Here is a 25394-nt window from a genome sequence, read left to right on the forward strand (position 1 = left end):
TTAAATATATAACTCGATAAATATTTTATAAAAGATGAAAACTAGTTTATTCAAAAAACAAGCCCTCTTTCTCACACTTTTTTTAGTGACTCTATCCACAAGTGTATTGGCACAAAAGCAAGAAGTAATTCGTCCGGGAGAACTTTGGCCAGATACCGATGGGAATCACATACAGGCTCATGGTGGTGGAATTACCAAAATTAAAAACACCTATTACTGGTATGGTGAAAGTCGGGCAAAAGATCTTGATCCTCAATATCGCTATGTAAGCTGTTATTCATCCAAAGATTTAACAAACTGGAAATTTAACGGTAATGTCTTGAAAATGGCTGCTCCCGATTCTCTTTCTTCAAAATGGGTGTTAGAAAGACCAAAGGTTTATTTTAACCTAAAGACAAAGAAATATGTAATGTACCTGCATATTGATGTTAATTATAAACTGGCTAATATGGGAATAGCGGTGAGCGATAGTCCAACTGGTCCGTTCAGGTATGTGAAACGTTTTCGTCCTTTGGGATTTGAAAGTCGTGATATTGGTCAATTTATTGACGATGATGGTACAGCGTATATCATTTTTGAGGATCGTCCAAGCGGTGGTTTTCGTATAGCTAAACTTTCTGATGATTATATGGATGTTGAAAAAAATATGTCACTTATAAAAGCGCGTATCGAAGGAGGTGCAATCGTCAATTACAACGGTTTGTATTATTGCTTAGGCTCTGGATTGACTGGATGGAAACCCAATCCAAACAAATATGCAACTGCAACTTCACTTGAAGGACCTTGGACAGAATTTAAAGATATTGCTCCCGTGGAAACGAAGACGTACGGCTCACAATCATCTATGTTGATAAAAGTGGTTGGCTCCAAGAAAACTACAGTATTATTTACAGGTGATATTTGGAAACCAGATACACAATGGGATTCACGTTACCTGTGGATGCCTTTAGAAATAGAAGAAGGAAAACTTTGGTTGCCAGAGCCGACACCATGGAAAATTAATGTAAAAACTGGCGAGACAACTATTCTAAAGTAGAATTAATGATTGAAAAGTTCTTTTATTGATACACAACAAAGTATCAATAAAAAGAACTTTTTTTACTTAATGGCATTGGGTGTTCGTTTGCAATGAGTACTTACACCTCACTTATTTACATGTTTCTTTAATGTTGAAATTTGTGAATTTGGTTTTCATAAAAGGCAATTTGTGTAGCTTCATTTGTACATGTCGAAAAGCATTCGTAAAGTGTACTAATATAATTACCTTAAAAATGAACTCGATAAATATTCCAATCTTCTTTTATAACTACCATATTTATACCGATGATATTGTAATAGTTATTGCTATTATATCCTGTTTTTAAGAAATTATAAAAACTATATTTTGGACAAGCCTAATGTTTTTTTATTAATTTTATATACTTCTCACCTTCAAGATTGTTAAGGAAATGTATTCTTTAATACCATTTTTCTAGAAGAACTGTGATTTTTAACCAATACAATCATCTTTTAGTTCCGTTAGATTATGCATTATAAATGTACTATTTCGTTGTAAAATTGGTTTAGCGTCGTAAGATGGTCTATTCATTTCAATAAATAGCCCGATAGTGCAGAATTGCATTCTGTGCCCACAAAGCTGAGCATGCAAACAAGTCAAAAAACTATATTCATAAAACAATATTGCTTTTTTGTATTTAAAAGAAATAATTTATACTACTAAATTGTACTAGTATTATAACTCATTGGAGCGGGCATAGAATTCAATTCTGCGCTATCCAAGCAAAGGCTATTTGCATATTTGAGCGATCGGAATTTAAAAACATAAGGTGATTTTTTTATTTTATTAATAATTGAATCGCCTCCCGAAAAGAGTCAATCGCAAACATAACTAAGAGAAAAATTGAAAAATACAGCGACATTTTACTCCTAGCAAGACTTTCTTTGGTTTGAATTGAATTATCCTTATTTTTTTTGATTTTTTCAGAATAACATTGGTGTAATTTGTAAAGGAAAAAACTTATTCCAATATAGGAAAAACCTTGTATGAATAAGAACAATATGTATTTCATTTTTGTAAATTTATATTGTAGTGAAAAAAAATTAGTTTCCTGCAGCTTGTTTTTTATCATAGAATGCGCTATCCACACAAAGTCTATTTGCATATTCGAACGATTGGAATTTATATAAAAAGGGAAGGTGTTTTAAATACCTTCCCTTTTTTGTGAACTAAGTGTACTACAATCGAATCGGTAATAGGATCTTAACTTTTATTAATATTCCCATCTTACAAAAGCTTCCATCGCCGCATAAGTAGCAAGACCTAGTTGTCTATAAAACATTGCCGTTTCACTGTTTCTGTCTTCGGCTCTTTGCCAAAATTCCCTTGCATCTGTCCCTTGAAAAACAACACCGTCTTTTTGAGATTGATGTTTAAAAATTCCGTGACGTTTTGCCAAAACCTGATCAGGACTCATTGGTACCGCCATTTCAACTTCGTCGATTCCCCATTCCTGCCATGCTCCTCTGTACAACCAAACCCAGCAATCATTCATAAAAGGTTTTGGTTTTAATGCTTTTACAGCCTCAAAAATAGCATCCAGACATACTTTGTGTGTTCCGTGCGGATCTGCCAAATCTCCTGCAGCGTAGATTTGATGTGGTTTGATTTTTTCTATTAAATCCATCGTCAATTGAATATCTTCCTGACCAATAGGATTTTTTTCAATAGTACCAGTCTCATAGAAAGGAAGTTCCATAAAATGGATCTGTTCGTCTGGCAAACCAACAAAATGACTGGTAGCGCGTGCTTCTCCTTTTCTTATTAATCCTTTTATGTATCTTACTTCTGGAATATCTATTTCGCTGGCTTTTTTGTTTTTAAGAAAGGTTTCAGCCTTTTTGTAAATGGTGTCTGCTTCAACGCTTTTTATACCGAATTTTTCATTATAATCAAGAACGAAATTAGCAAAACGTAACGCTTCATCATCTGCCACTGCAATGTTTCCTGAAGTTTGGTAAGCTACATGCACTTCATGCCCCTGTTGTTGCAGTCTCATGAAAGTACCTCCCATACTGATAATGTCATCATCAGGGTGTGGACTGAAAATCAGCACTCGTTTTCTCGCTGGTTCTGCTCTTTCGGGTCTGTTGGAATCATCCGAGTTGGGTTTTCCTCCTGGCCAACCAGTAATTGTATTTTGTAATTTATTGAAAATTTTAATGTTGATATCGTAAGCAGGTCCTGAATTAGCCAACAAATCGCTCATTCCATTTTCGATATAATCAGCATCGGTAAGCATTAAAATTGGTTTCTTTAAATGAAGTGCCAGACCCAATACCGCTTTACGGATTAGTTTATCAGTCCAAACGATTTTTTCAACCAACCAAGGAGTGTTGATTCTTGTTAGTTTTGACGAAGCTTCTTTGTCCAAAACAAAAACGGCATTTTTGTGTTCCTGCAAAAAGGAAGCTGGTATCTGATTCGTCACCGTACCTTCAACAGAAGCTTTGATGATGTTTGATTTTCCTTCTCCCCAAGCCATCAGAATCACCTGTTTGGCTTCCATTATTTTTTTTACTCCAAGCGTGATTGCTGTTCTTGGAGTATTGCTCAATCCTGAGAAATCGCCGCTTGCTGCCACTCTCGTGATATGATCCAATGCTACTAATCTTGTTTTGGAATTCTGTAATGAACCTGATTCATTGAATCCGATATGTCCGTTACCTCCAATTCCTAGAATCTGTAAATCGATACCTCCCAGAGCTTCAATTTTAGCTTCATAATCGGCACAATAATCGGCAATTTCTTCTTTTGACAAAGTTCCATCGGGAACATGAATGTTCTCAGGAAGGATATCAACCTGATTAAACAGCAATTCTTTCATAAATCGAACGTAGCTGTTTATGGAATCTGGTTCCATCGGGTAATATTCATCCAAATTGAAAGAAATTACATTTTTAAAACTCAATCCTTCTTCTTTGTGTAAACGAACTAATTCGGCATACAATCCTTTTGGAGAAGATCCCGTTGCCAATCCCAATATGCAGGATTCGTTGTTTTCTTGTTTTGATTTGATAAGTGCAGCTATTTGTTGGGCAACTGCTTTTGATGCTTCAGTTGAATTTTGAAAAACGACTGTATTAATATTTTCGAATCTTTTTTCAAATCCTGTTGCTTTGTCTATCGTACTTTTCATTGTGTTTTAATTTATTTTAATCTTTTTCTCTGAATTATTTTTTTGACCAACTTCTGTATTTATGTCCTTTAAAAGCATAAAATATAATCATTAGGTAAGTTGGTAGTAATATTAAATAAGCTATTTGATTACCGCTTTTTGCTGTTTTTGCTATTCCGTTTGCTTCATTTGCTAAGTTGATTGCTTCTGCCAAAGAGCCATAAATTAGCGGAAAAATAGCTCCTCCAATAATCCCCATAATCAGGATAGCACTGGCTATTTTGGTATATCCGCCTAGATCCTGCAATGCAAGCGGCCAAATGGCAGGCCAACAAAGCGCATTTGAAAGTCCCATACAGGCAACAAGAATAATAACTAATGGCAAAGCTGGAATTCCAGGCAACTGAATGGTTATGCTTGGAGAAATGAATACAATTAACAACACTAGAATTAAGCCTAAAATACCAGAAACCTTTAAAGCTAAAACTTGCGAAACATATTTAGGTATTAGTACAATTCCTAAAATATAACCAATTACCATCGCTGTCATGGTGAATGAAGTTAGTTTTAGAAAAAAATTACCATCTTCGCCATACACCCCTAATTGTTTTCCAAATCCACCGATAGAATCTCCTGCTAAAACTTCGGCAGAGAGATATAACATTAATGTAATTACTCCTAAGACCAATTGAGGAAATTGAAAAGCATTTGTTATTTGTTTAAAAATACTCATGTGCATCACATTTCCTTCTTCGTCTAATTCAATTTCAGGAAGTGGAGATAGTTTTACCAAAAAAGCTAAAATAAGGATGATGCATCCCATATATATGTAGGGAGTTTGCAATTGTAACGCAAGAGAATCCAATGCCTGAGATTTGGCAATACTATCAAGAGCTGCAATTTTCTCGGCGGTGTAATCCTGCATATTGGATAATACTAAAGCCGTCAATACTAATGGAGCTATGAATCCTGCCAATTTATTTGCAATACCTAAAACACTTATTCTGGCTGCGGCGCTTTCCCTTGGGCCAATTACAACTACATATGGATTTGCGGCCGTTTGCAAAATTGCTAAACCAGTGCCCATAATAAAAAGTGCTACCAGAAATAGAAGAAATGTACGGTTTTCGGCTGCGGGATAAAACATAAACGCACCAATCGCTATTATTACTAAACTTAGCGAAACACCGTTTTTATAACCTACTTTTTCGATTACCCATGATGACGGAATCGCCATCACAAAATAGGCGATGTAAAAGGCAAAAGTTACAAAATAAGCTTGAGAAGAAGTCAATTCGCAGGCCAATTCAAAAAATGGAATTAGAGGTCCATTCAGCCAGGTAACAAATCCTAAGATAAAAAATAATGCGGTTAAAATTACCATAGGAATCAAAGTGCTGCTTCTTTGATTATCGAGGATTACACTTTCAATTTTTGACATAAGTTTTTATTATTACAGTTTTTTGTTGGAAATTAAGGTTGTAGTTAAATAGAATTATTCATAAAAGCGGGTAGTAGTATTAATCTTCGTTGGATGGTTTACCGATAGTTGCTAATATTCCTCCATCGACATAAACAATATGTCCGTTTACAAAATCACTTGCTTTTGAACTTAAAAAAATGGCAGCTCCTTGTAAATCTTCTGGATCACCCCAACGACCAGCTGGTGTTCTGCCAATAATGAAATCATTAAATGGGTGTCCGTCTACTCTAATAGGTGCGGTTTGGCTCGTAGCGAAATAACCAGGACCAATTCCGTTAGTTTGTATGTTGAATTTTGCCCATTCGGTAGCCATACTTTTGGTTAGCATTTTCAGTCCTCCTTTTGCCGAAGCATAGGCACTTACAGAATCTCTTCCTAATTCGCTCATCATAGAACAAATGTTGATGATTTTTCCACCACCACGTTGAATCATTCCTTTGGCAACATTTTTAGAAACAATAAACGGGCTAATTAAATCTACATTTATTACTGCTGTAAAATCTTCGACTTCCATTTCGATAATAGGCGTTCTTTTGATAATTCCTGCGTTGTTTATTAAGATATCGATAGGAGCAACTTCTGCTTCAATTTGTGCTATAGCAGCAATCACAGCTTTCTCATCGGTTACATTAAAGACATATCCGTAAGCTTCAATTCCAACCGATTTGTATTCAGCTACAGCTTTATCTAGAGATTCTTGTGAAAGATCGTTTACTACGATTTTTGCACCTGCGTGTCCTAGTCCTTTGGCCATAGCCATTCCTAAACCATGTACTCCTCCTGTAATTAGTGCTGTTTTTCCAGTTAAATCAAATAAGTTAATTGACATTTTTTAATTGTTTTAGTTTTTTATTAGTTTGCTATGGCGAATTTAATTCTGAATTCTAAAATGGTATTTCAATATTTGCCATTAAACTTTCGAATTTGTGTAAAGGTTCTATTTAAAGCTTATAAATGGATAGTTAGGCTACTGTTTTATAGTAGTCGTTTACTTATTGGTATCTTATCATTTGTTTTGTGAATTTTAAAAAAATAGTGCTTCAAAAGGATAGAAGCGTAGTTTTAGAAAAAAACTGAGTTCGATTATTCTTTTTTGTAAAGAATCAATAGAAATGGGTTTTATTCCATTTTTAAAAGGAAGATGCAAATTGGTTCACGCAGATTTTGCAGATTCGGCAGATTTTTTTCTGCAAAAATCAGCAAAATCTGCGTGCTATTTATTTTGACATTACTTAACTTAATGTAATCACGCTAAATCCAGCTGTAATTTCAATAAAACATGGACTAGAAAAAAAACATTAATAGATTTCGGGTAAAAAAACATACCATTAAATCAAAAGGCGATTAAATCAGAATAGATTTAATCGCCTTTTTAATGAAATTGGGAAAGAGTTGCTTTTTTAGAAGACTCTGTTTATTTTACAGATACAATCAAAGGATTTTTGACTTCCTGATAAAAATGGTTCAAGTAGTCAAACCATTGTTTTGAATTAGTTATTTTCCCCGCTTTGTCCCAAGCAGCACCGCTGTAATAAACAATAGGTTCGTTATTTTTGACTGTGGTTTTTGCCAGTATTTGGTCTTTATTAACCCACATAGTACTTACCGGATTTGTTACTATTGAGCCAACGGCTGTAGTTCCGTCTTTGTCAAAAGTGGGTTCCCAATATCCTATAATACCTTGTTGTTCGTTCAATGAAATAACTCCAGCTTTTTCTCGTCTGATGATACCGACAACAACGGGAAGAGGATTTTTGTCTTCGAATGTATAGGTGTTTTCGATACGATTGAGTTGCGAACCAGCGTCTATAGAAATCGTTTTTGTAGCTTTTACTTTTATTCCGCCCGCATTCCAGGTATCAAAAGTTAATTGAAAAGTAGAGCGTAAAGGGCCATTATCTAAAATTTTCCATTGATGATAATTTCCAGAATAACGAATAGTATCTTTTACATAAGGAGCCATATTTCCAGCGCCCAGTGTATAACCAACATGATAATAATCCAATCCATCTCCGTTGTCTGTATGATAGTCATTGCGTTTATAGCGATCGTTCAGGACTAATTTATCGGTTCTTTTTACCCACACATCATAGCCATACGCATCTCCTTCTGTTTTTTCTAATGCTTTACCGTAAGCACGAAAGGCAATTTTGTCATTTTCCCACGCAAAATCATCCATACGTTCTGGTACATAACGCGCATAGGTTTTGGGAGCAAAGACTTCTGGTTTTCCTTTTTGAACAGAAAGAGTAAGAGATGTTTTTGCTTTAATATCTACTTGAACTAACAAGTTTTGAACAGCAGAATTCCCTTGGTGTTCCAACTGATAAGGAACTTGTTTTTTTGTATTGTTATTGATTACAATAAAATTGGTCGTGTCTATTTGCGGGTAGGAGGCAAGTACGTTTTTCCAATTAATAGCTACTAGAGTTTCTTTTCGGTCTAAAGCCGAATTATTCTGAATTGTAACTGTTGTTTTAGTTTGCGCAATAGCCGTTAATGGCAAAGCGAAAGCAAGTAAAAAGAGCGATTTAATTATTTTCATAGGTGTTATTATAATTCGTAAATGTGGTGTGAGTTCTTATTTTGTTTAATTTTTTTCCTTTTGCATTATATAGTTAGGTGTTGTGTCTATTGGTCTTTTGGTTCTTCTAATTTGGCTAAATATTCACTTGGCATACAACCGTAATGCTGTTTGAATGCTGTCGAAAAATAAGATGGAGAGTTAAAACCACACATGTAGGTAACCTGCGCAATGGTGTATCGTTTGCTCTGCATCAGTTCAACCGCTTTTTTGAATCGGATTCTTTTTATAAAATCCATCGCCGATTCACCAGTGATCGCTTTCAATTTTAAATACAGATTGGAACGACTCATTCCTATTTGTTTACTGAATACATCAACTGAAAATTCAGAATCAGCCAGATGATCTTCTACAATATGAATCGCCTGTTTTAGAAATTCTTCGTCAAGTGCATTAAAAGCAATATTCTCAGGAACCATTTCTTTGCCTATTGAATAATACTCTTTTAATCGTTTTCTAGAACGCAACAAATTTGTGATTTTAGTAGCCAATAAAGGGGTCGAAAACGGTTTTGTGATATAATCATCGGCACCCATTTCTAGTCCTTTTATTTGTTGACTGGTTTCGGTTCTTGCCGTCAAAAGCATAAACGGAATGTGCGAGGTATTGATGTTCTGTTTTACTTTTTTGCAAAAATGCAGACCGTCCAATTCCGGCATCATCACATCGCTGATAATCATGTCAAATGGCTGAATTTCCAAAAGATCCAAAGCCATTCGACCATCATTGGCGGTAGTGACTTCATATATTTTGCTGAAATAATCCTGTAGATAATCTAAAATCTCTTTGTTGTCATCTACAATAAGCAGTTTGATAGGCTGATCTCTTTCGATTATTTCATTTTCTTCATGTAAAAATGAATCGTCTGTTTCGAGTTGATTGTCAGATATGATAGACAGTTCATAAGCAGATTCTTCGGCATGCTGATCGTTTTTATATTTTATATCAGAAGTAGGGATTGATATTGTAAAGATGCTTCCCTTTTCCTTGATACTTTCGACTGTTATATTACCGTGATGGAGTTCGACCAAACTTTTGGTAAAAGCCAGACCAACGCCTGAGCCTAGATTCATTTCGCGATTATTAACCTGATAAAAACGGTCAAAAACTTTAGATAAATCTTCTTGGCTAATTCCAACGCCTGTATCGGCAACTTTGATTTCTACGGTATCATTTTTACTAAGAAGTTCAATGTTTATAGTTTGACCCGTTTTAGTGTATTTGAATGCATTTGATAAAAGATTGAACAAAATTTTCTCCATGGCATCTTTATCAAAATAAAAAAGGAGCTGTTCCTCAGAAGAATTAAAAGTATAATGAATACCATTTTTTTCTGAAAGTGGTTTGAATGACTCAAAAATTTCGCGGGTAAAACGTACAATATCTCCTTGTCCAACTTTAAGCTGACGCGTTCCCATTTCCGTTTTTCGAAACTCGAATAATTGGTCAACTAGATTGTAAAGCCTTTTGGCATTGATAAACATCAGTTCGTGTTTCTTTTTAGTTATTTTATCCGAAAAAGGTAGTTTCAATAATTCTTCGAGCGGAGCTAAAATCAAAGTTAATGGCGTACGCAATTCATGGGAAACATTGGTAAAAAAGTCCATTTTTACCTGATTAATATAACTCACTCTTTCTTTGTCAATACGTTCTAATTTTAATTGCTGAACGGCTTTTATTCTTTCATTTATAATTCTAAAACCAATGTATACTGCAGTACCAATGATTGTTAGTAGTAATAACGAAAACCAGATTGTTTTGTACCAAGGTGGCAGAATGTCAATATCTAAGCTTCGAATGGGACTCATTTCGCCATTAGGACCAATTGCCTTGATTTGGAAATTGTAATTTCCCGCCGGCAAATTGCTGTAACTGACTTTCAATTCATCGGTACGTTGCCAATCCTTATCGATTCCGTCTAATTTGTAATAATAGTAAGTTCGATTGGAAGAAATGTAATTGAATGTATTGAAGAAAATGCTGAACTGTTTGTATTCGGGACCAATTTCCAATTCATTGTTTTGATCGATATGTTCTTCCAGAATGTTTGTGTCATCTCCAACGGTTACCGTTTTGTTTAAAACTTCTAATGCCGTAAAACTAAGTTTTAGAGGCAATGGCTGTTGTTTAATTTTTGAAGGATAGAAATAAGAAATGCCTTTGATGCCACCAAAAAGCATCATACCATCTTTGGCTTTGCAAAACGCATAATCATTAAACTGCTTGTTCTGTAAGCCGTCACTTTCATCAAATTTCTGAACGAAATCTTTATCAGGATTGAATTTGATTAATCCGCTATTTGTTGAAATCCAAAGGTTTCCATCATTATCAGGTAGTACCCCGTAAATCGTTTCCTTGGCAAAATCTTTTCTGGTTTTTAAACTGATAAAGGATTCCTGCGATTCATCATATAGCCGTAATCCTTGTCTGGTACCAATCCAGATTCTGTGTTTTTGATCTTCGGTAATACAATTGATAATATCATCGCTTCGTTTTCCGCGTCCTATGTCTCCAAATAAAAGGTTATCAGGATAAAATAGGGTTACACCATTAGTAGTTCCAATCCAGATGCGATGTTTGCTATCCTCAAAAAGATAGGTGATATCGTCAGAAGTGGGACGTTTGCCCGCTTTATCTAAGTGAAAATGTGTAAAAGATTTGGTTTCCGGATGGAACTGATCCAAACCAGATTTGGTACCAACCCAAATACGCCCTTTATAATCTTTTAGGAGACTATAGACTAAGTCGCTAGCGATGCTGCTTGGGTTATTTTCATCATGAAGAAAACGCTGTACAGCACCACTGTTCGGGTTGAGAAGATTTAACCCTCCAATATGAGTTCCAATCAGTACATTTCCGTTGTCATCAAATTCGATAGCTTTGATGTTATTGGAACTTAAACTATTAGTGCTATTTTCGCTGTTGGAAAAATAGCGGATGGTATTGGCATCTTTATTCCAATAATTTACTCCTTTGTCATTACTTCCAATCCAAAAATTGCCTTTGTTATCTTGTTTTATAACTCCAATAACTTCATCATTCAAAGAAGGTTTTCCTGAGTTTTGGCTTAGCAGATTAAATTTGATATCATTCTTGTGATAGTAGTTAATACCACCATAATAAGTCCCCAGCCAAATTCCGTTTTGCTTATCCTTAAAGAAACAACGCACCGAATTTTGACTGATGGTGTAGGCTTGTGATATTTGATGGTAATAATTCGTAAAATAATTGGTGTTTGGATTCAAAATACTAAGACCTCTAAAGGTGCCGAGCCAAATATTTCCTTCGGTATCTTTTCCTATACATCTGATGTTGTTATCGGCTATACTATTTGTAACCGCATTATGTAAGAGCGTATTGGTTTGTCCGTTTTCAGTATTATAGAGAATTAGACCATTTCCTTCGGTGGCAATCCACATTTTTTTGCCTTCCGTGTAAACATCATTGATATTAGGTTTTTTTGCACCTAAATCAATTTTTATCAACTGATGTGAATTTGGTTTTAGTTTAAAAAGACCAACATCAGTACCTAAAAGAATTTGTTTTTGCCAAAGCCCGATATAGGAAATGTTTTTAATTTCATGCGAAGAAGCATTAAATTTAACGGTAGTAAATTTTTCGGCTTTTGGAGCAAGAACAAAAACATCACCAACAATTGATGTAATCCAGATTTGGTGACTAGCATCTTCTGTTATTGAAGAGATGTACCATTCACCGAGGCTACGAGGAAGTTGGTAATTTAAAAAACTGTCCGTATCATAATTATAAACACTGATTCCTTGACTGCCACCCACCCATAATTGTCCTTTATGATCTATAAAAAGGCTTCGGATGGAGTAGGATTGCAAGCTGTTTTTTACATTTTTTATTGGGCGATATACTTTAAAACCTTTACTATCATAACGATTTAAACCATCCTGAGTTCCAATCCAGATGAAACCCAATGTATCTTGGCGGATAGCAAAAACGCTACTTTGCGACAAACCTTTATCTACAGAAATGTTACGGAAATAGCGATCCTGCATTTGAGCATGACTCTTATTTGCAAAAAGAGCAAGACAAAACAGTGCAATAAAAGCAATCTTTTTTCTCATGGCAGTGTAAATTATATTTGTTTTTTCTACGCTTATTTTTCCTTTGTGAAACATTTCTTTCTCATTAAAATTATTTACAACAAGATAGGCAATTTGGGACAAAGAGACAACGATGTTATGATTTATGGATTTTGTCCGTTTTAATCTCTGTCATATTTGGCTACATCTGGCAATTCGTCTATAACTTCCTGTTTGTTTACTTTAGTGCCATTCATTTCTAATACTATAGAGCTTCCGATAATTTTTGGAGTATAGGCTTTTCCTTCAAATTGAATTGGTAAATTTCCGTAGCTGAATAATGATTTTGCTGCTTTGTCGTCAACTTGTAATGCGGCAGGTTTTTCACCGTCTAATTGTACTTTAATCTCCCAATTTCCGACTTGTAAATGGGCTAAACCATTATTATTTGAAATTGTTTTAATGATTTCGGTTTTCCCGTCTTTTACCTGAATAATAGTTAAAAATCGGAATTTTTGTTTGGCTTCAGAAGTGATTCCAGCGTGCCATTGGTCTTTAAAATCTTTAATCTCGCCTTCATCATTGGTTACTTTGTTCCAATTTACCGCAGCTTCGTAAAATTTATTATGAACCGCCATTTTCAGCGGACTATTAGCAAAAACACTTGCATTTACATTTCCTAAATCTGTTTTTACAATGAAGTTTTGTTCTTTGGCATTCGCCGAATTTTCTCCTTCAATCGTATAATACGGACAATGAAATTGAGTCGTCCATTTTACGGCTTTATTGGCTTCCAATTCATCATAAAGAACAATATATCCGCCTTCCAATTGCAGCATATGTCTGCGGTATAAAGTTACGCCAGAATCTCCATAACCGTTTGCTTTGTTCGGTATAACATTGATTTGTTTGAATCTGTCCAGCCAGAAATCACTTTTAATTTCACCATAGGCATTGCTCGCATCTCCCAAAGCATATTGAATGCGTTGCCCCGAAATAGCTCTCGGAATCCATCCGTAACCTTCTTCACCAATTTTTTGGTTCAAACTATCGGCCAAAATCGTATTATAAGCTTTAGAGGAACGGTAATACAAAAGGTTGTGTTTGTCACTAAAATTGCTGTAATAACCAGTTCCGCCAAAGAGTACTTTTCCTTTATAATTGATGGTAAATGCATTTTGCGAAGCGTGACCGTGACCCGAAGAACCAAACGGACTGCTGAACAAATAACTACTCAAACTTTTATTGGCATGCTCCAAATCTTCGTGCATGGCAACCACTCCTACATCGCCAAATTTTCTGGATTTTGGCAATTGATCAAGGGATGTAATGATTGATTTCTTATTAGGATTGGCGTTTAGCAAACGGAATAACAAATAATCATCGGTTCCATTAAAATAGGTCGGATTCGTTTTTTTAATTTCATCTACATACCAGTTAAGGTAAGGATTGTCTATCCTGTAGGTCAATGCATCTGCATAAATTGCCTCGCCTTTTACTACGGTAGGGATATTCTCCCACATATCGCCAATCGCTGTTGATGCTGAGTTTACTGGATGCGTGTACACCATGTATAGCGGAGTGTTCTGCATCCATGGTAATTTGAAATAATCTACCCCGGTAAAATCACCAAACAGTTGTGAAAGATAAATATTAGATTTAAAATTGACCCTAAAATAGCCATTCCCTTCATGCCAGCCGCCATCAGTCGTGCCCAAAACAGGGAAACGTGCCGACCAAACTTCGTACATATACGTAAGCCATTCTTTGGCTTCAGGTATTTCATTTACGGTTGCAATACTGGCGATAGCCAAATTACGCAGGGTAAATTGCCACACGTGATTATCGCTTACATGCAGTTCGAAACGATTAGGCAAGTGGTTGTAAATGCGTTTAGCTCTAAAAGTGATTACTTTTTTGAACTCTTCTTTTTCTTCTGAAGATAATAAATCATAAGCCGCATCGTAAAACCAACCCAAAGCTTCCAAAACAGCACCACTTGTAAAATCATCACGAGTGGCTAATCCGTTAGGATCCATTTTAAGAATATTGAGCGCTCTGCGTTTGGCATCCAAAATAAAGCGTTTGTCTTTCGTTAATTGATAAGCGATGACCAAATTATGTACCGGTGTACCCACCATATCGCCAAAACCGTGGTACATTCTTTCTACAATTATCTTTTTTTCTAAGGCGTTTTTGCCAACGGTATCAATAATGCGTCGTGGTTTTTCAACAGGCAAAGGCTCTAGCATCGATTTTTCGCAAAAAGCAATGAATTTTTTAGCCTCTGGGTTTTCCAGATTGTTGCGATAAAAATCTTCACCAATTTGCGTCATATTCCACAGGCGCGGATGTGGACCTTCGTTACGTTTGATAACTTCACTGACAGGAGGCGATACTTTTTCTCCGGCATTTTTTGAATCAACCACAAAATCATAAATTGGTGACCAAGTCCATTGATTACTGCCTTTAAGTGCATAACCGTATTTCCAATACCATTTCCCTGGTTTTAATGCTTGATGTAATGGATAAACAGCCCAACTTTGCAGGCCACTGCTAATCAAATTGGTTTTGAAATTTTTATCGCTGGCCAACATTACTTTGTAACGTACATTACCAATGTTTGGGTCTTCGGGAACTTCGCTGCCCGTTTCCATTGATTTTACCATATTTTTACCGTTGGTCGCAGGCCATAACAAAGCAGGCGCATTGGTCGGTACAGTAACACCGTTAACAGGATAAGGCCATTCACGCACACGCCCGTGAAGTTTTTCTTCCGTCAATTTAATGGTTGCGGACTGTTGTTGCCCGAAAGCACAAAGACCTATAATTGATAGCGATAATGCAAATATTGTTTTCTTGATCATGATAATTTTATTCTTTTAGACCGATTATAATCCTGAAATGAAATTGTCCCCGTTCTTTTTGCACCATTGTTTTAAGTAATTGCGCATATCGATGAGTTGTTTTTTGTATGATTTATTTACCGCCAAATTGGTGATTTCTCCCGGGTCTTTAGTTAAATCGAATAACTGTTCCTTAATTTCACCTTTGTTGTAAACGATGTATTTAAAATCTTTGGTGATTACGGCGCGTCCGCTAATGCCTAACAGTTCTTCGTTATCTGCAAAATCGGTTTCAATGACCAAGGTATCACGTAAGTTCAAAGAAGGATCAGCTATTTTTTTGCTGAGATCAATTCCTTTTAAATAGGCTGGTTTTGGTACTCCAGTAAAGCCACAAATGGTTGGAATTATATCAATACCATTACAAACCAACATATCGTCGGTACGTGGAGCTATAGAACCGTCCATTTTCGAAATGATAAAAGGAATTTTTGCTGCCTCTTCGTATAGGATTTGTTTTTGGTTCCAACTGTGTCCTGCATAACCATCACCGTGATCGGCAGTGAAAATAATGATGGTGTTTTTTTCGATACCATATTTTTTAAGTGATCCCATAACCATTTCGATATAGGTATCTACTTTTTCGACTAAGCGGTTATAAGCCCAACGGTATTGACGCCATTTTTCGGGTGTGTAATTTACAGAAGGGTAGGTGCGTAAACCAACTGTTTTTTGCTGATCACGAACAATTTTAGGTTCGTAAGCAGGGATTTCCCAGTTGGCAGGCAGGGGTGGACATTGATCTGCCGGAGGTGCTTTTTCCAAAACATCCATTTTTAAATCTTCGTCTCGAGCCCATTCGCAAATATCATGCGGATTCAAAAAAGAAGCTACCAATAAAAAAGGAGCGTTTTTATTTTCTTTGATAAAACGGGCACAGAAAGAAGGTGTCGCTGCATCATTATAATCCAGAAAATTTGTGTTTTCGATAAATTCAAAACCGTGTTGACTTTTCTTGGTAGTAGGAACAGGTAAATGCCATTTGCCCACATAACCCGTTTTGTAACCTCCGTTTTGGAAAATCTTTCCCATCATCAATAAATCATTCGGCCATTGCCCATCTTTCTCTGTAGCATTACCAATAAAACCAGTTTCAAAAGGCATTTTTCCGCTAAATATAGCTGTTCGTGAAGGCGTACATAAAGGTTGGGCGCAATACGCTTTGGTAAAACGAACTCCGTTTTTCGCTAACTTATCTATTGCTGGGGTGTGCAAATCTTTGTTGCCGGCAATGCTCATAGCATCTGCAGTTTGCTGATCGGTCATTATGATCAGAATGTTGGGGCGAGTAGCAGTTTGGGCAAAACTCATCAATGGAGTATTGATTACTCCCAACAGGCATAAAAGCAATATGTTTTTTTTAAATATCATATCTAACTAATATTTAGTAATAGATTATTTTTTTTTGATTTAAAAACTTTTAAAACACAAACGAATTTAGCCATCAATATTTTAAAGAGGTTTTAAATTTGTGCAAAATGGTATTAAATTTAGTTAAAGCCTTTGTTTAATACTAATTATAGCTGTAATTACTTGCAGTTTGAACTAATGGATTACGGATATCAGCTGTTGTTTTTTGCCAGAGTATTATTTTATTGCATAATCCAATGCTTTAAATTTTTGAAAAACATTGGCACAACAACCCAATAAACCGGCCTTGTTGCCTAAATTGGCAGCCACAATTGTGGTGTTGGCTAACGAAACTGGCATTGCCAAGCTCTGTGTTCTACGCGTTAATTCATCAATATAAAATTGCCCTGATTCGCTAATTCCTCCACCAATAACCACTTTTTGTGGGCTAAAGACATTTACAAAACTGGCAATACCGGCAGCCAAATAATCGAAATGACGTTCCATTGTCTCGATGGCATGAACTTCACCTGAGAGGTATTTTTCTATAATGTAGCGACCGTCAATTTCTTCTGACGAAGATTTATTTAATGATTGATAGTGATCGATAAGTGCCGTAACCGATGCATAGGCTTCCAAACAGCCACGTCCGCCACAGCTGCAGGCTAGTCCATTCTGTTGAATAATGATATGACCTAATTCGGCACCACGATTTTTGTAACCTCCATGTAGTTTTTGGTTAATCATAATAGCACCACCAATTCCGGTACCTACGGTTAGAAAAATGGCGTCAGTACAATCTTTGGCAGCACCGTAGATTAATTCGCCAAGCCCCATTAAGTTGGCATCATTATCCATTACAATATTGAAACCAGTTAATAGTTTTAAAGTTTTACCCAGTTCCAATTGTTCAAAATCAGGTAAATTATCGCCACCGCCAATAATGGTATCATTATCAATAACCCCGGGAAAACCAATTCCGACACCTAGAATAGGTCCGTTAATTTTATCGGCACATTGAAGAATGGCAATAACAATTTGGCTTGTGATTTCATCTTCGGTTTTTGACTCTTTGAGTGGCACCAAAAACGAAAATTGTATTTCTCCTGATTGATTAACAACTCCGCATTTAAGCGAAGTGCCTCCAATATCAATTCCGATAGCAAAGGATTGTGGCGTTTGAATGTTATTGCTAGTTATCATAATACAGGGTTTAATAGTATTGTTTTTGACTCTTTTTGTTCTTTTTGAAAGAGTAAATGTTTTTTTCTAATGGCCATCTCTTCATTAATTAGTGGATGTTTCGTTTTTGCAATCATAAATAGAGTATGTAGAATTCGTACTGCTAAATAAAGATATTCGTATGTGGATTAAATTAGGTTTTTACCAAAAACCTATCGAATTTGGTTAAAATTCATTCAAACGATGAGAATTTTTAGGTGTTTGTGGGTTATTGTTGGCTTTTAAAAAAAATGCAGTGCTTTTTTGCTCTGCATTTAAGTGTCAAATATTATTGCATTCCAAAAACTTCTTTCAATTTCAACACTTTGTTTGTAATTATGGGTTTGGCATAATAAGACATAAATAAGATATAACTAAGTGTACTATATAAAAACAGCAGCGCATAACGCAGACCAATCCAATCTCCCAGTGAACCTACAATAAGCGGTACCAATGCGCCGCCAAAAATACCGGAACATAATATACCGGAAAAAGAACCATGGTTTTTAATTACCGAATTTAAAGCCAATGAAAAAATAATGGAAAACATAACCGAAATGGCAAATCCCGCAGCCGGAAAAGCCCATAATGACATTTCCTTGTTTCCAAACAGCGCCATAGATAACAGTATCATGGAAGTGATACAAGCTGTTCTTAATACCACTTTTGAGTCCCATAGTTTTAATACGGCCAGACCCAGCAGGCAGCCGAGTGTCATTAATCCCCAAAAAGCAGCTATTGCACTGGCGCCGCCAATATTAGGATCGACGCCATGATATACCCTTAAAAATTCAGACATCCAGTTTGCCAAAGATTGCTCTGTGCCTACGTATGCTACTATTCCAAAAAAGAACAGCCATACTTCCCGCTTTTTGGATAACTCAACATAAGCACTCATGGCACCGGATTTTTCATCTTCATTCAATTGAACTACCGGTATTTTTATTATTAGTAACAATACCAATACGACTAAAAAAATAAGACTAAAAAGCCAGTACAAAGCAGTCCATGATAAATTACCTTTTACCAGCGATGCAAGAACTTCGGTAAGCATGTTGCTTTGTTCGCCTTGTACGGACAGTTCTTTCATTAAATAAGAAAAAACAAATGGGCTTATAAAAGAGGCGAGGCCAAATATCAGCTGTGCCAATACCGAAAAGAAGGCAAAATGTTCTTCTCCGCCTGCTGTTCGCATCAGCGGATTAATGATTACCTGTAACATGGCCATACCCATACCAATAATAAATAAAGAAGCTAGTGCCACATCATATTGTGGATTAAAGGCAAAAGCCAAAGCTCCGACAAGATTGAGTGAGAAAGCAATGAGCATTGCGGTTTTTTCACCTGTTTTTTCAATTAAAACGCCAGCGGGAATAGACATGATGCCATAGGCGAGGAAAAAAGAGAAGGGGAGGAAGGCAGCCATAGTCAGGCTTAACTTATACGTTTGAATAATAATAGGCATTAAAGGCCCTAGTATATTGGTTACAAATGATATTACAAACCAAATTAGTAATATCACCCCCACTAAGAAATTATTTCTTTTCATTTGATAAATTTTAAGTTTGATGAAAAATAACAGTATCGTTTACTATACTTATCGTTCGGACACCAGGCCATAAGGATTTCTCTTCTATCTTGGCTAAGAGCAATGTCATTAAGTTAAAGATTTCATGCTAAGTTTTTTTTAAAATATAGCTCTCGCAAAGCCGCTAAGTCGCAAAGAAATCAGTCCTAAACTTTGCGTCTTTGCGACTTAGCGAGAAAATACAAAGCTTAACTTAATAACATTGGGCTAAGAGACAACTTTTAGCCTTTTTGCTATTATCCAAAAAAGAAAACCTGCAATAATCGAACTCAGTTTAATAACTGTCTTTTGAGATTTTTGATTAAAAAAATGCAGAGCTTTTGGCTCTGCATTCTTATTCAGTTGAATAATTTAGTATTCAACTTTTGATTGTTCTTTAATTTCAATGATGAGGATTACTGCTTTGGTCTGCTACTTAAATATTTTCCGAAATCACGCCAAATTTGAAATTGTTCAGGTGTTAAAATTTCTTTTTCTTTTGCAGTAATTTCTTTTTTCCAAGCCTCCATTTTTTCATCTTTTTTCGTAAATGTAAGCTTCAGATCTTGTTTAATAGCTTTCTGGCCATTACCGTTTTCTGCTATCAGGTCAAACATTTTTTGTCTGTTTTCGTCAGAAAGTTTCATTACTGTAAAAATAGAATCTCTTAGTTCTTTTGTGCTTTTTGGTTTAGTCTGTGAAAATGTAATCGTACTGATCAATATCATAGTAAATACTAATGCTTTCTTCTTCATGATTTTAGTTTTATATTTTATAATGAAAATTTTTAATAGTTTTAAATAAACGAACTCCTAAGATTTTAGTTGTTTAATAATTAGGATTTTGTCTTGTAATACCTTTGTTTACATCGGTTTCGTTAGTTGGAAAAGGATACAATTCGTGTTTGTTTTTAGTAAAGTAGTCAAAAGCAGGATAAGGATAGGTAGCTCGTATTAGTTTAACTGCATTTTTCGTTTCAGTTATCTTATCTGCTAAAATTCCCCATCTAATTAAATCAGCTCTACGCATTCCTTCTCCAGAAAGTTCCCAAGCTCTTTCTTGTTGTATTGCTTTAAGAAAATTCGCTTTGTCTAATCCAGCAAGATTAACTTGTGCAGCCGTAGGTTTTGCTAAGAGTGTAGCTGTTGCAGTGGCTCCAGAACCTTTTCCATCTGTAGTGGTAAATGTTACTGTTGGTGCAGAAGTATAACCATCACCAGAGCGTAGCATTGTAATGGTACCAATACCACCACTTGCAAGAGTGACTACACCTGCCGCAGCATCAGTACCACCACCACCAGTAATTTGCATAATAACATTGGCAACAGCTGTATATCCTGTACCTTTATTTCCTAAAGTAATAGCTATTCTACTGCCTGGTATATCTGTACCAAAACCTCTTCTTCTTACTTGATTTATAGCGTCATAAGCGATTGCATTTGGTCCCTCATTTAATTCATTTTCGACTTCAGCACGCATTAATAATAAATCAGAATAACGCATAATTACCCAATTGATGTTAGTACTAATTCTTTCTAGAACAGAATTGGTTTGGTATTCTCTGCTCCATTTGGCAGTTGTCCATGCTTGGTCTTGGGTAGTTGTTGTACGTGCAAGCTTGTTTCCAAGAGCATCAAAGACATAAGTTGCTATTGAGAAATCTCGACGTTGATCTCCTGCCGCAAAACTCGTATAAAAAGGTTTAGGAACTAGACATCTAGCTGCTGTACTACCATAGAAACTATCAGTAGCAGAAGGTGCAGCTGGTGCATTGAAATAACCTGACCAAGAAGTATTATCTAATGTTGTTCCTGCTGCAGAATTATAAAAAGCAACTTGAAAAATGTTTTCGGTAGGTTCTAAAATATGTTGACACTGGTTTTTAAATACTTTAGAATAAGATGGGTTTAATTTGTAAGGATTACTAGCCATGATTTCATTAATTTCTTTTTGTGCTAATACATAATAATCCTTGTAATTGTCAGGACGTTTTATGATTCCATCTGCTCTTAATGAATACCCTCCAGCAAATAGCTCGATTCTGGCTAACATAGCTTTTGCACCCCATTTATTGATACGTTCGTCTTTTGGTGTCGCTTCGGGTAATACTAGGGATGCTTCCTGCATATCTTTTATAATTTGTGCATATATTTCATAGCGATCTACAAGACCTCCTTTAAAATTATCCCCAAATTGTGAACTTTTAGTCTTAAAGGGAACATCTCCCCATAAACGCACTAATTCAGAATAGTAAAAACCGCGTAAAAATTTGGCTTCTCCAACCATTCTATTTAATTCGGTTTTTTGACTTTCGGTACCAGTCGAATAGAGCTCCATTTTTGGTATTCTTTCAATTACCACGTTTGCTCTATCTATGCCAGCATAGAATTGACTCCATACTGTGTAAAAAGTTACCGTTTGAGAAATACCTTTGTAATGTGGTATTGTTCTCCAATCAACATCAGTATCACCACTAATTTGGATAATATCAGTATCAGCATCAAAAACTTGTGGAATATTCCAGCCATAGGTAGCTTGTAATGACATGACTTGGTATACACCTAATGTTGCCATATAAGCTTCATCCATATTTGAGAAAAAGGTATCTGACGTGAAATAAGTATATGGGGCTGTTTCAATCTCGTTATCACAAGAACTAAGAGGGAGCAGGAGAGAAGCTACACCTACGGCTAAAAATGTTTTTAGGGAAAATATTTTATTTTTCATTTTCTTTAATTTTTAAATTATAGTGAAATATTTAAACCTGTAATAAAAGATCTAGATCTTGGGTAAGCACTAAAATCAACTCCAGGAGTTAGGGCATTATTGATTACACTCACTTCAGGATCATAACCCGAATATTTGGTAAATACATATAAATTATAAAGGGTCAAGTAAAATCTCAAATTTGATATTTTTGTCTTTTCTAGCCATTTTTTAGGTATAGTATATCCTAAATTAATGTTATTGATACGTAAAAAAGAACCATCTTCGATAATATCGCTATACAAACGACCTGTAGTGTTTCCGTTGTATACTGGATTCGTTTTTCCTGCGTTTAGAGCTGCTAATTGAGTTGGATCAGTAACTTTTTGCCCAGCGGCATCGATGGTTGTCCATCGGTCAGCAAATATTGCCAATGTATTTAAGTTTTCTTGATTAAGATTTGCATTGTTTAATACATTAGCATTATAGACATCATTGCCTACACTAAAATTAAGAAATATACTGAAATCGATTCCTTTATAAGTAAAACTATTATTTAAACCACCAAAAAATTTAGGGTTTGTATTTCCTATTGGAGTTCTGTCTAAATCGCTTATTATTCCGTCTGGAACTCCGTTTGGACCACTAATATCTTTAAGTTTTATATATCCTGGCTGTACTACAATATTATCTTTAACTACGTCTGATTTTAAAGTATAGGCACCAGATGTTGCATTATAATCAAAATCACTTACCTGATACAAACCATCGCTTACATAACCGTACATGATTCCTACTGGTTTTCCTACTTGTAAAATGTAGTCGTTTACATTAGGTGCATAACTATTGGTTAATAATGAAGTTTCACCTTCACTTAGACTAAGAACCTTAGTTTTATTAAACGATATGTTAAAGCTAGTGTTCCAATTAAAATCAGACTTTTTAATATTTACTGTGTTTAAAGTAAATTCGAGACCACGACTAGAGGTAGAACCAATATTTTGGAATTGATTTGTAAAACCTGCATTGGCTGGAATACGAGTGTTATATAGTAAATCTACCGAACGATTATCATACAATTCTGTAGTAAGTGCGATCCTTTGCTTGAAAAAACCTAAATCTAAACCTAGATTGGTAGATTGAGTTGATTCCCATTTCAAATTTGGGTTAGGAATATTTTTTTGAAAAGCAGCAGAAACAGTTTGATTGTTTAAAGGATAAGATCCTGAATTAAAAATACCCAATGCAGCATAATTGGCTATTCTATTATTTCCTGCCTGACCATAACTGACACGAAGTTTCAGGTCAGAAAATACAGGTGCACTTTTCATAAATTCCTCATTTATTACTCTCCATGCTGCAGACGCTGCCGGGAAATAACCCCATTTGTTCTCTGTTCCGAATTTAGATGAACCATCAGCTCGTATACTTGCTGATAGCAAATATCTATTTTTGTAGGAGTAATTTGATCTTGCGAAAAAAGACAGTATTTTATCATCTTCAGCAAGTGATGTTGGAATTCCGGGAACAGTTCCTAAGTCTAATCTATCCCAGCCTAAATTTACAACAGGAAAATTAGTAGCACTAACAGATTGTGATTCTGAATAATTATAAATATATTCTTGACCAGCAGTAGCGTCAAATTTGTGTTTTTTATTGAATGTATTACTATAGGTAAGGGTATTGTTGTAATTGAAGCGGCTTGTACTAACTTCACTAATTCCTCCATTAGCACCACCACTTCTGATAGCGTCAATACCTTCACTGTCATTAAAATATTTGTTTTTAGTATTGTTATCAGTAAAACTAACTAATCCTCTATACACTAATTTAGGAGTAAAGTTATATTGAAGTTGTAAACTTGCATTGATAGCCTTTTTAACGGACTCTCTTTGTTGATTTTCAATAGTAACTAGTGGACTTTGTAATGAAAGACCAGTATCGAATGGGTCTATTGTTAGATATTCAAGATCATCATCCGATCCTACTAACCCATTTACCGGGCGGTAACGCAATAGCGATTGCAACATACTTAATCTTGGATTTCCGCCTTCGGTTGTACCTAATCCCGTAATTTTTTGATTAGAGTAATTAAAAATACCATTAATCGAAAACTTTTTACTTACGTTATGGTTTATCGATAATTTAGTGATGTTCTTTCTTGAACCACTTCCTACCATGACACCTTCATCATCATTAAGAGAATAGAAAATGTTAAATTTAGTTTCATTTTCTCCTCCGCTAATACTTAATTTATGATATTGAGTCACTACAGGCTTTCCAAAAACTTCTTTTTGCCAATTTTTACCAGGTCTGTTAGCATAAAGCGATTCTAGCTGATCAAAAGCGCCATAATTTTTTGTAAATGAAGCCAATTTTACAGGGTCACTTGCTGATCTCTCATAGGATAATTGAACAAATTCATAAGGATCCATTACTGGGATTTCAGAAGTCATCTGTTTAATACCTCCATAAGTATCGTAACTAATTGTTACTTTTCCAGATTTTGGTTGTTTTGTGGTAACTAAAATTACTCCATTTCCACCTTGAGCACCATAAATAGACGTTGAAGAAGCATCTTTTAGTACATCTATAGATTCTATATCCATAGGATCTAAAAATCCTAATCCTCCGGTTTGTGGTACACCATCAATAACATACAAAGGTTCGTTGCTTTGCGTGATAGACATTCCACCTCTTATTTTAATTGAAGGATCAGATCCCGGTGTTCCGTCATTCATATTGACCTGCATACCTGCAATTCGTCCTTGCAAAGCTTGCGCTACGTTTTGTACGGGTACTTTGGCTAGTTCTTCTCCTTTGACAGAAGATATAGCTCCGGTAAGATCTTTTCTGGATTTTGTACCATAACCCACTACTACAACTTCGTTTAGATTGTTTAATTCATCTATTAATTTAGTGTTTATTGTCGTTCTATTATTCACTTTTAGTTCAGTAGTTTTTGAACCTAAAAAAGAGAATACTAAAGTAGCATTGGATTTTACCTTGATTTTATAAATACCATCCATTGAGGTAACGGTACTATTGTTTGTCCCTTTTTCTGAAACAATTGCTCCAGGCATAGGCAAGCTCTGCCCATCAGTTACAATACCATTTACAGTAATATTATCTTGTGCATAGATAAGACTGCAAGTTGTAAGCAACAAAAATAAAAATATAGTCCTTTTCATAATTTTTGTTTTAACTGGAATAAATTTCACCTTTATTCCTAATTGATGTTATTTGAGTTGGTACTTAGTTTTTTAATATAAAATAGCTGCTGTTTTTTGTTGTACTTCAAAAGATTTTTATCTCTAGATATTGAAACGTTATCGAATTTTGAATTACTT

General features: G+C 35.4%; 13 protein-coding genes. 1 reads left to right on the plus strand and 12 read right to left on the minus strand.

Going from position 1 to position 25394, the window contains the following annotated elements:
• The first annotated feature begins 34 nt into the window (after positions 1–34).
• Positions 35–1036 carry a family 43 glycosylhydrolase gene (locus ACUN3A_RS16410; RefSeq protein ID WP_445552365.1) on the plus strand — a complete coding sequence of 334 codons (1002 nt, stop codon included), beginning with the start codon at positions 35–37 and terminating at the stop codon, positions 1034–1036.
• 1234 nt (positions 1037–2270) lie between these two features.
• Here ACUN3A_RS16410 and nagB read toward each other — a convergent pair.
• The 12 genes from nagB to ACUN3A_RS16470 form a co-directional block, all read right to left on the minus strand.
• On the minus strand, positions 2271–4196 hold the full coding sequence (gene nagB / locus ACUN3A_RS16415; RefSeq protein WP_445552366.1) for a glucosamine-6-phosphate deaminase: 1926 nt from the start codon (positions 4194–4196) through the stop codon (positions 2271–2273).
• 34 nt (positions 4197–4230) lie between these two features.
• Positions 4231–5616 carry a sugar MFS transporter gene (locus ACUN3A_RS16420; protein WP_445552367.1) on the minus strand — a complete coding sequence of 462 codons (1386 nt, stop codon included), beginning with the start codon at positions 5614–5616 and terminating at the stop codon, positions 4231–4233.
• 79 nt (positions 5617–5695) lie between these two features.
• A complete protein-coding gene (locus tag ACUN3A_RS16425) occupies positions 5696–6487 on the minus strand; it encodes a gluconate 5-dehydrogenase (protein WP_445552368.1) in 792 nt (263 codons plus the stop codon).
• 585 nt (positions 6488–7072) lie between these two features.
• On the minus strand, positions 7073–8203 hold the full coding sequence (locus ACUN3A_RS16430; RefSeq protein WP_445552369.1) for a DUF4861 family protein: 1131 nt from the start codon (positions 8201–8203) through the stop codon (positions 7073–7075).
• Positions 8204–8289: 86 nt separating this feature from the next.
• The gene (locus ACUN3A_RS16435; protein WP_445552370.1) at positions 8290–12336 is read right to left on the minus strand and encodes a two-component regulator propeller domain-containing protein; all 4047 of its coding nucleotides are present in this window, start codon (positions 12334–12336) and stop codon (positions 8290–8292) included.
• Between the two features lie 140 nt (positions 12337–12476).
• Positions 12477–15161, minus strand: coding sequence for a DUF4962 domain-containing protein (locus tag ACUN3A_RS16440; RefSeq protein WP_445552371.1), 2685 nt, complete (start codon positions 15159–15161; stop codon positions 12477–12479).
• 24 nt (positions 15162–15185) lie between these two features.
• The gene (locus ACUN3A_RS16445) at positions 15186–16571 is read right to left on the minus strand and encodes a sulfatase family protein (protein WP_445552372.1); all 1386 of its coding nucleotides are present in this window, start codon (positions 16569–16571) and stop codon (positions 15186–15188) included.
• Between the two features lie 216 nt (positions 16572–16787).
• The gene (locus ACUN3A_RS16450; RefSeq protein WP_445552373.1) at positions 16788–17753 is read right to left on the minus strand and encodes an ROK family protein; all 966 of its coding nucleotides are present in this window, start codon (positions 17751–17753) and stop codon (positions 16788–16790) included.
• 307 nt (positions 17754–18060) lie between these two features.
• Positions 18061–19320 carry an MFS transporter gene (locus ACUN3A_RS16455; protein WP_445552374.1) on the minus strand — a complete coding sequence of 420 codons (1260 nt, stop codon included), beginning with the start codon at positions 19318–19320 and terminating at the stop codon, positions 18061–18063.
• A 434-nt stretch (positions 19321–19754) separates the two neighbouring features.
• Complete coding sequence (locus ACUN3A_RS16460; RefSeq protein ID WP_445552375.1) at positions 19755–20093, minus strand: hypothetical protein; 339 nt, start codon at positions 20091–20093, stop codon at positions 19755–19757.
• A gap of 73 nt (positions 20094–20166) precedes the next feature.
• Positions 20167–22065, minus strand: coding sequence for a RagB/SusD family nutrient uptake outer membrane protein (locus tag ACUN3A_RS16465; RefSeq protein ID WP_445552376.1), 1899 nt, complete (start codon positions 22063–22065; stop codon positions 20167–20169).
• A gap of 17 nt (positions 22066–22082) precedes the next feature.
• A complete protein-coding gene (locus ACUN3A_RS16470) occupies positions 22083–25235 on the minus strand; it encodes a SusC/RagA family TonB-linked outer membrane protein (RefSeq protein ID WP_445552377.1) in 3153 nt (1050 codons plus the stop codon).
• Positions 25236–25394 lie beyond the last annotated feature (159 nt).

This window comes from Flavobacterium sp. WC2509 (assembly GCF_052683105.1).

Coding starts and splice junctions, on each gene's coding strand:
- ACUN3A_RS16440 (WP_445552371.1), bottom strand. CDS start 15,161: ATGATCAAGAAAACAATATTTGCATTATCGCTATCAATTATAGGTCTT.
- ACUN3A_RS16445 (WP_445552372.1), bottom strand. CDS start 16,571: ATGATATTTAAAAAAAACATATTGCTTTTATGCCTGTTGGGAGTAATC.
- ACUN3A_RS16420 (WP_445552367.1), bottom strand. CDS start 5,616: ATGTCAAAAATTGAAAGTGTAATCCTCGATAATCAAAGAAGCAGCACT.
- ACUN3A_RS16450 (WP_445552373.1), bottom strand. CDS start 17,753: ATGATAACTAGCAATAACATTCAAACGCCACAATCCTTTGCTATCGGA.
- ACUN3A_RS16460 (WP_445552375.1), bottom strand. CDS start 20,093: ATGAAGAAGAAAGCATTAGTATTTACTATGATATTGATCAGTACGATT.
- ACUN3A_RS16470 (WP_445552377.1), bottom strand. CDS start 25,235: ATGAAAAGGACTATATTTTTATTTTTGTTGCTTACAACTTGCAGTCTT.
- nagB (WP_445552366.1), bottom strand. CDS start 4,196: ATGAAAAGTACGATAGACAAAGCAACAGGATTTGAAAAAAGATTCGAA.
- ACUN3A_RS16430 (WP_445552369.1), bottom strand. CDS start 8,203: ATGAAAATAATTAAATCGCTCTTTTTACTTGCTTTCGCTTTGCCATTA.
- ACUN3A_RS16455 (WP_445552374.1), bottom strand. CDS start 19,320: ATGAAAAGAAATAATTTCTTAGTGGGGGTGATATTACTAATTTGGTTT.
- ACUN3A_RS16425 (WP_445552368.1), bottom strand. CDS start 6,487: ATGTCAATTAACTTATTTGATTTAACTGGAAAAACAGCACTAATTACA.
- ACUN3A_RS16410 (WP_445552365.1), top strand. CDS start 35: ATGAAAACTAGTTTATTCAAAAAACAAGCCCTCTTTCTCACACTTTTT.
- ACUN3A_RS16435 (WP_445552370.1), bottom strand. CDS start 12,336: ATGAGAAAAAAGATTGCTTTTATTGCACTGTTTTGTCTTGCTCTTTTT.
- ACUN3A_RS16465 (WP_445552376.1), bottom strand. CDS start 22,065: ATGAAAAATAAAATATTTTCCCTAAAAACATTTTTAGCCGTAGGTGTA.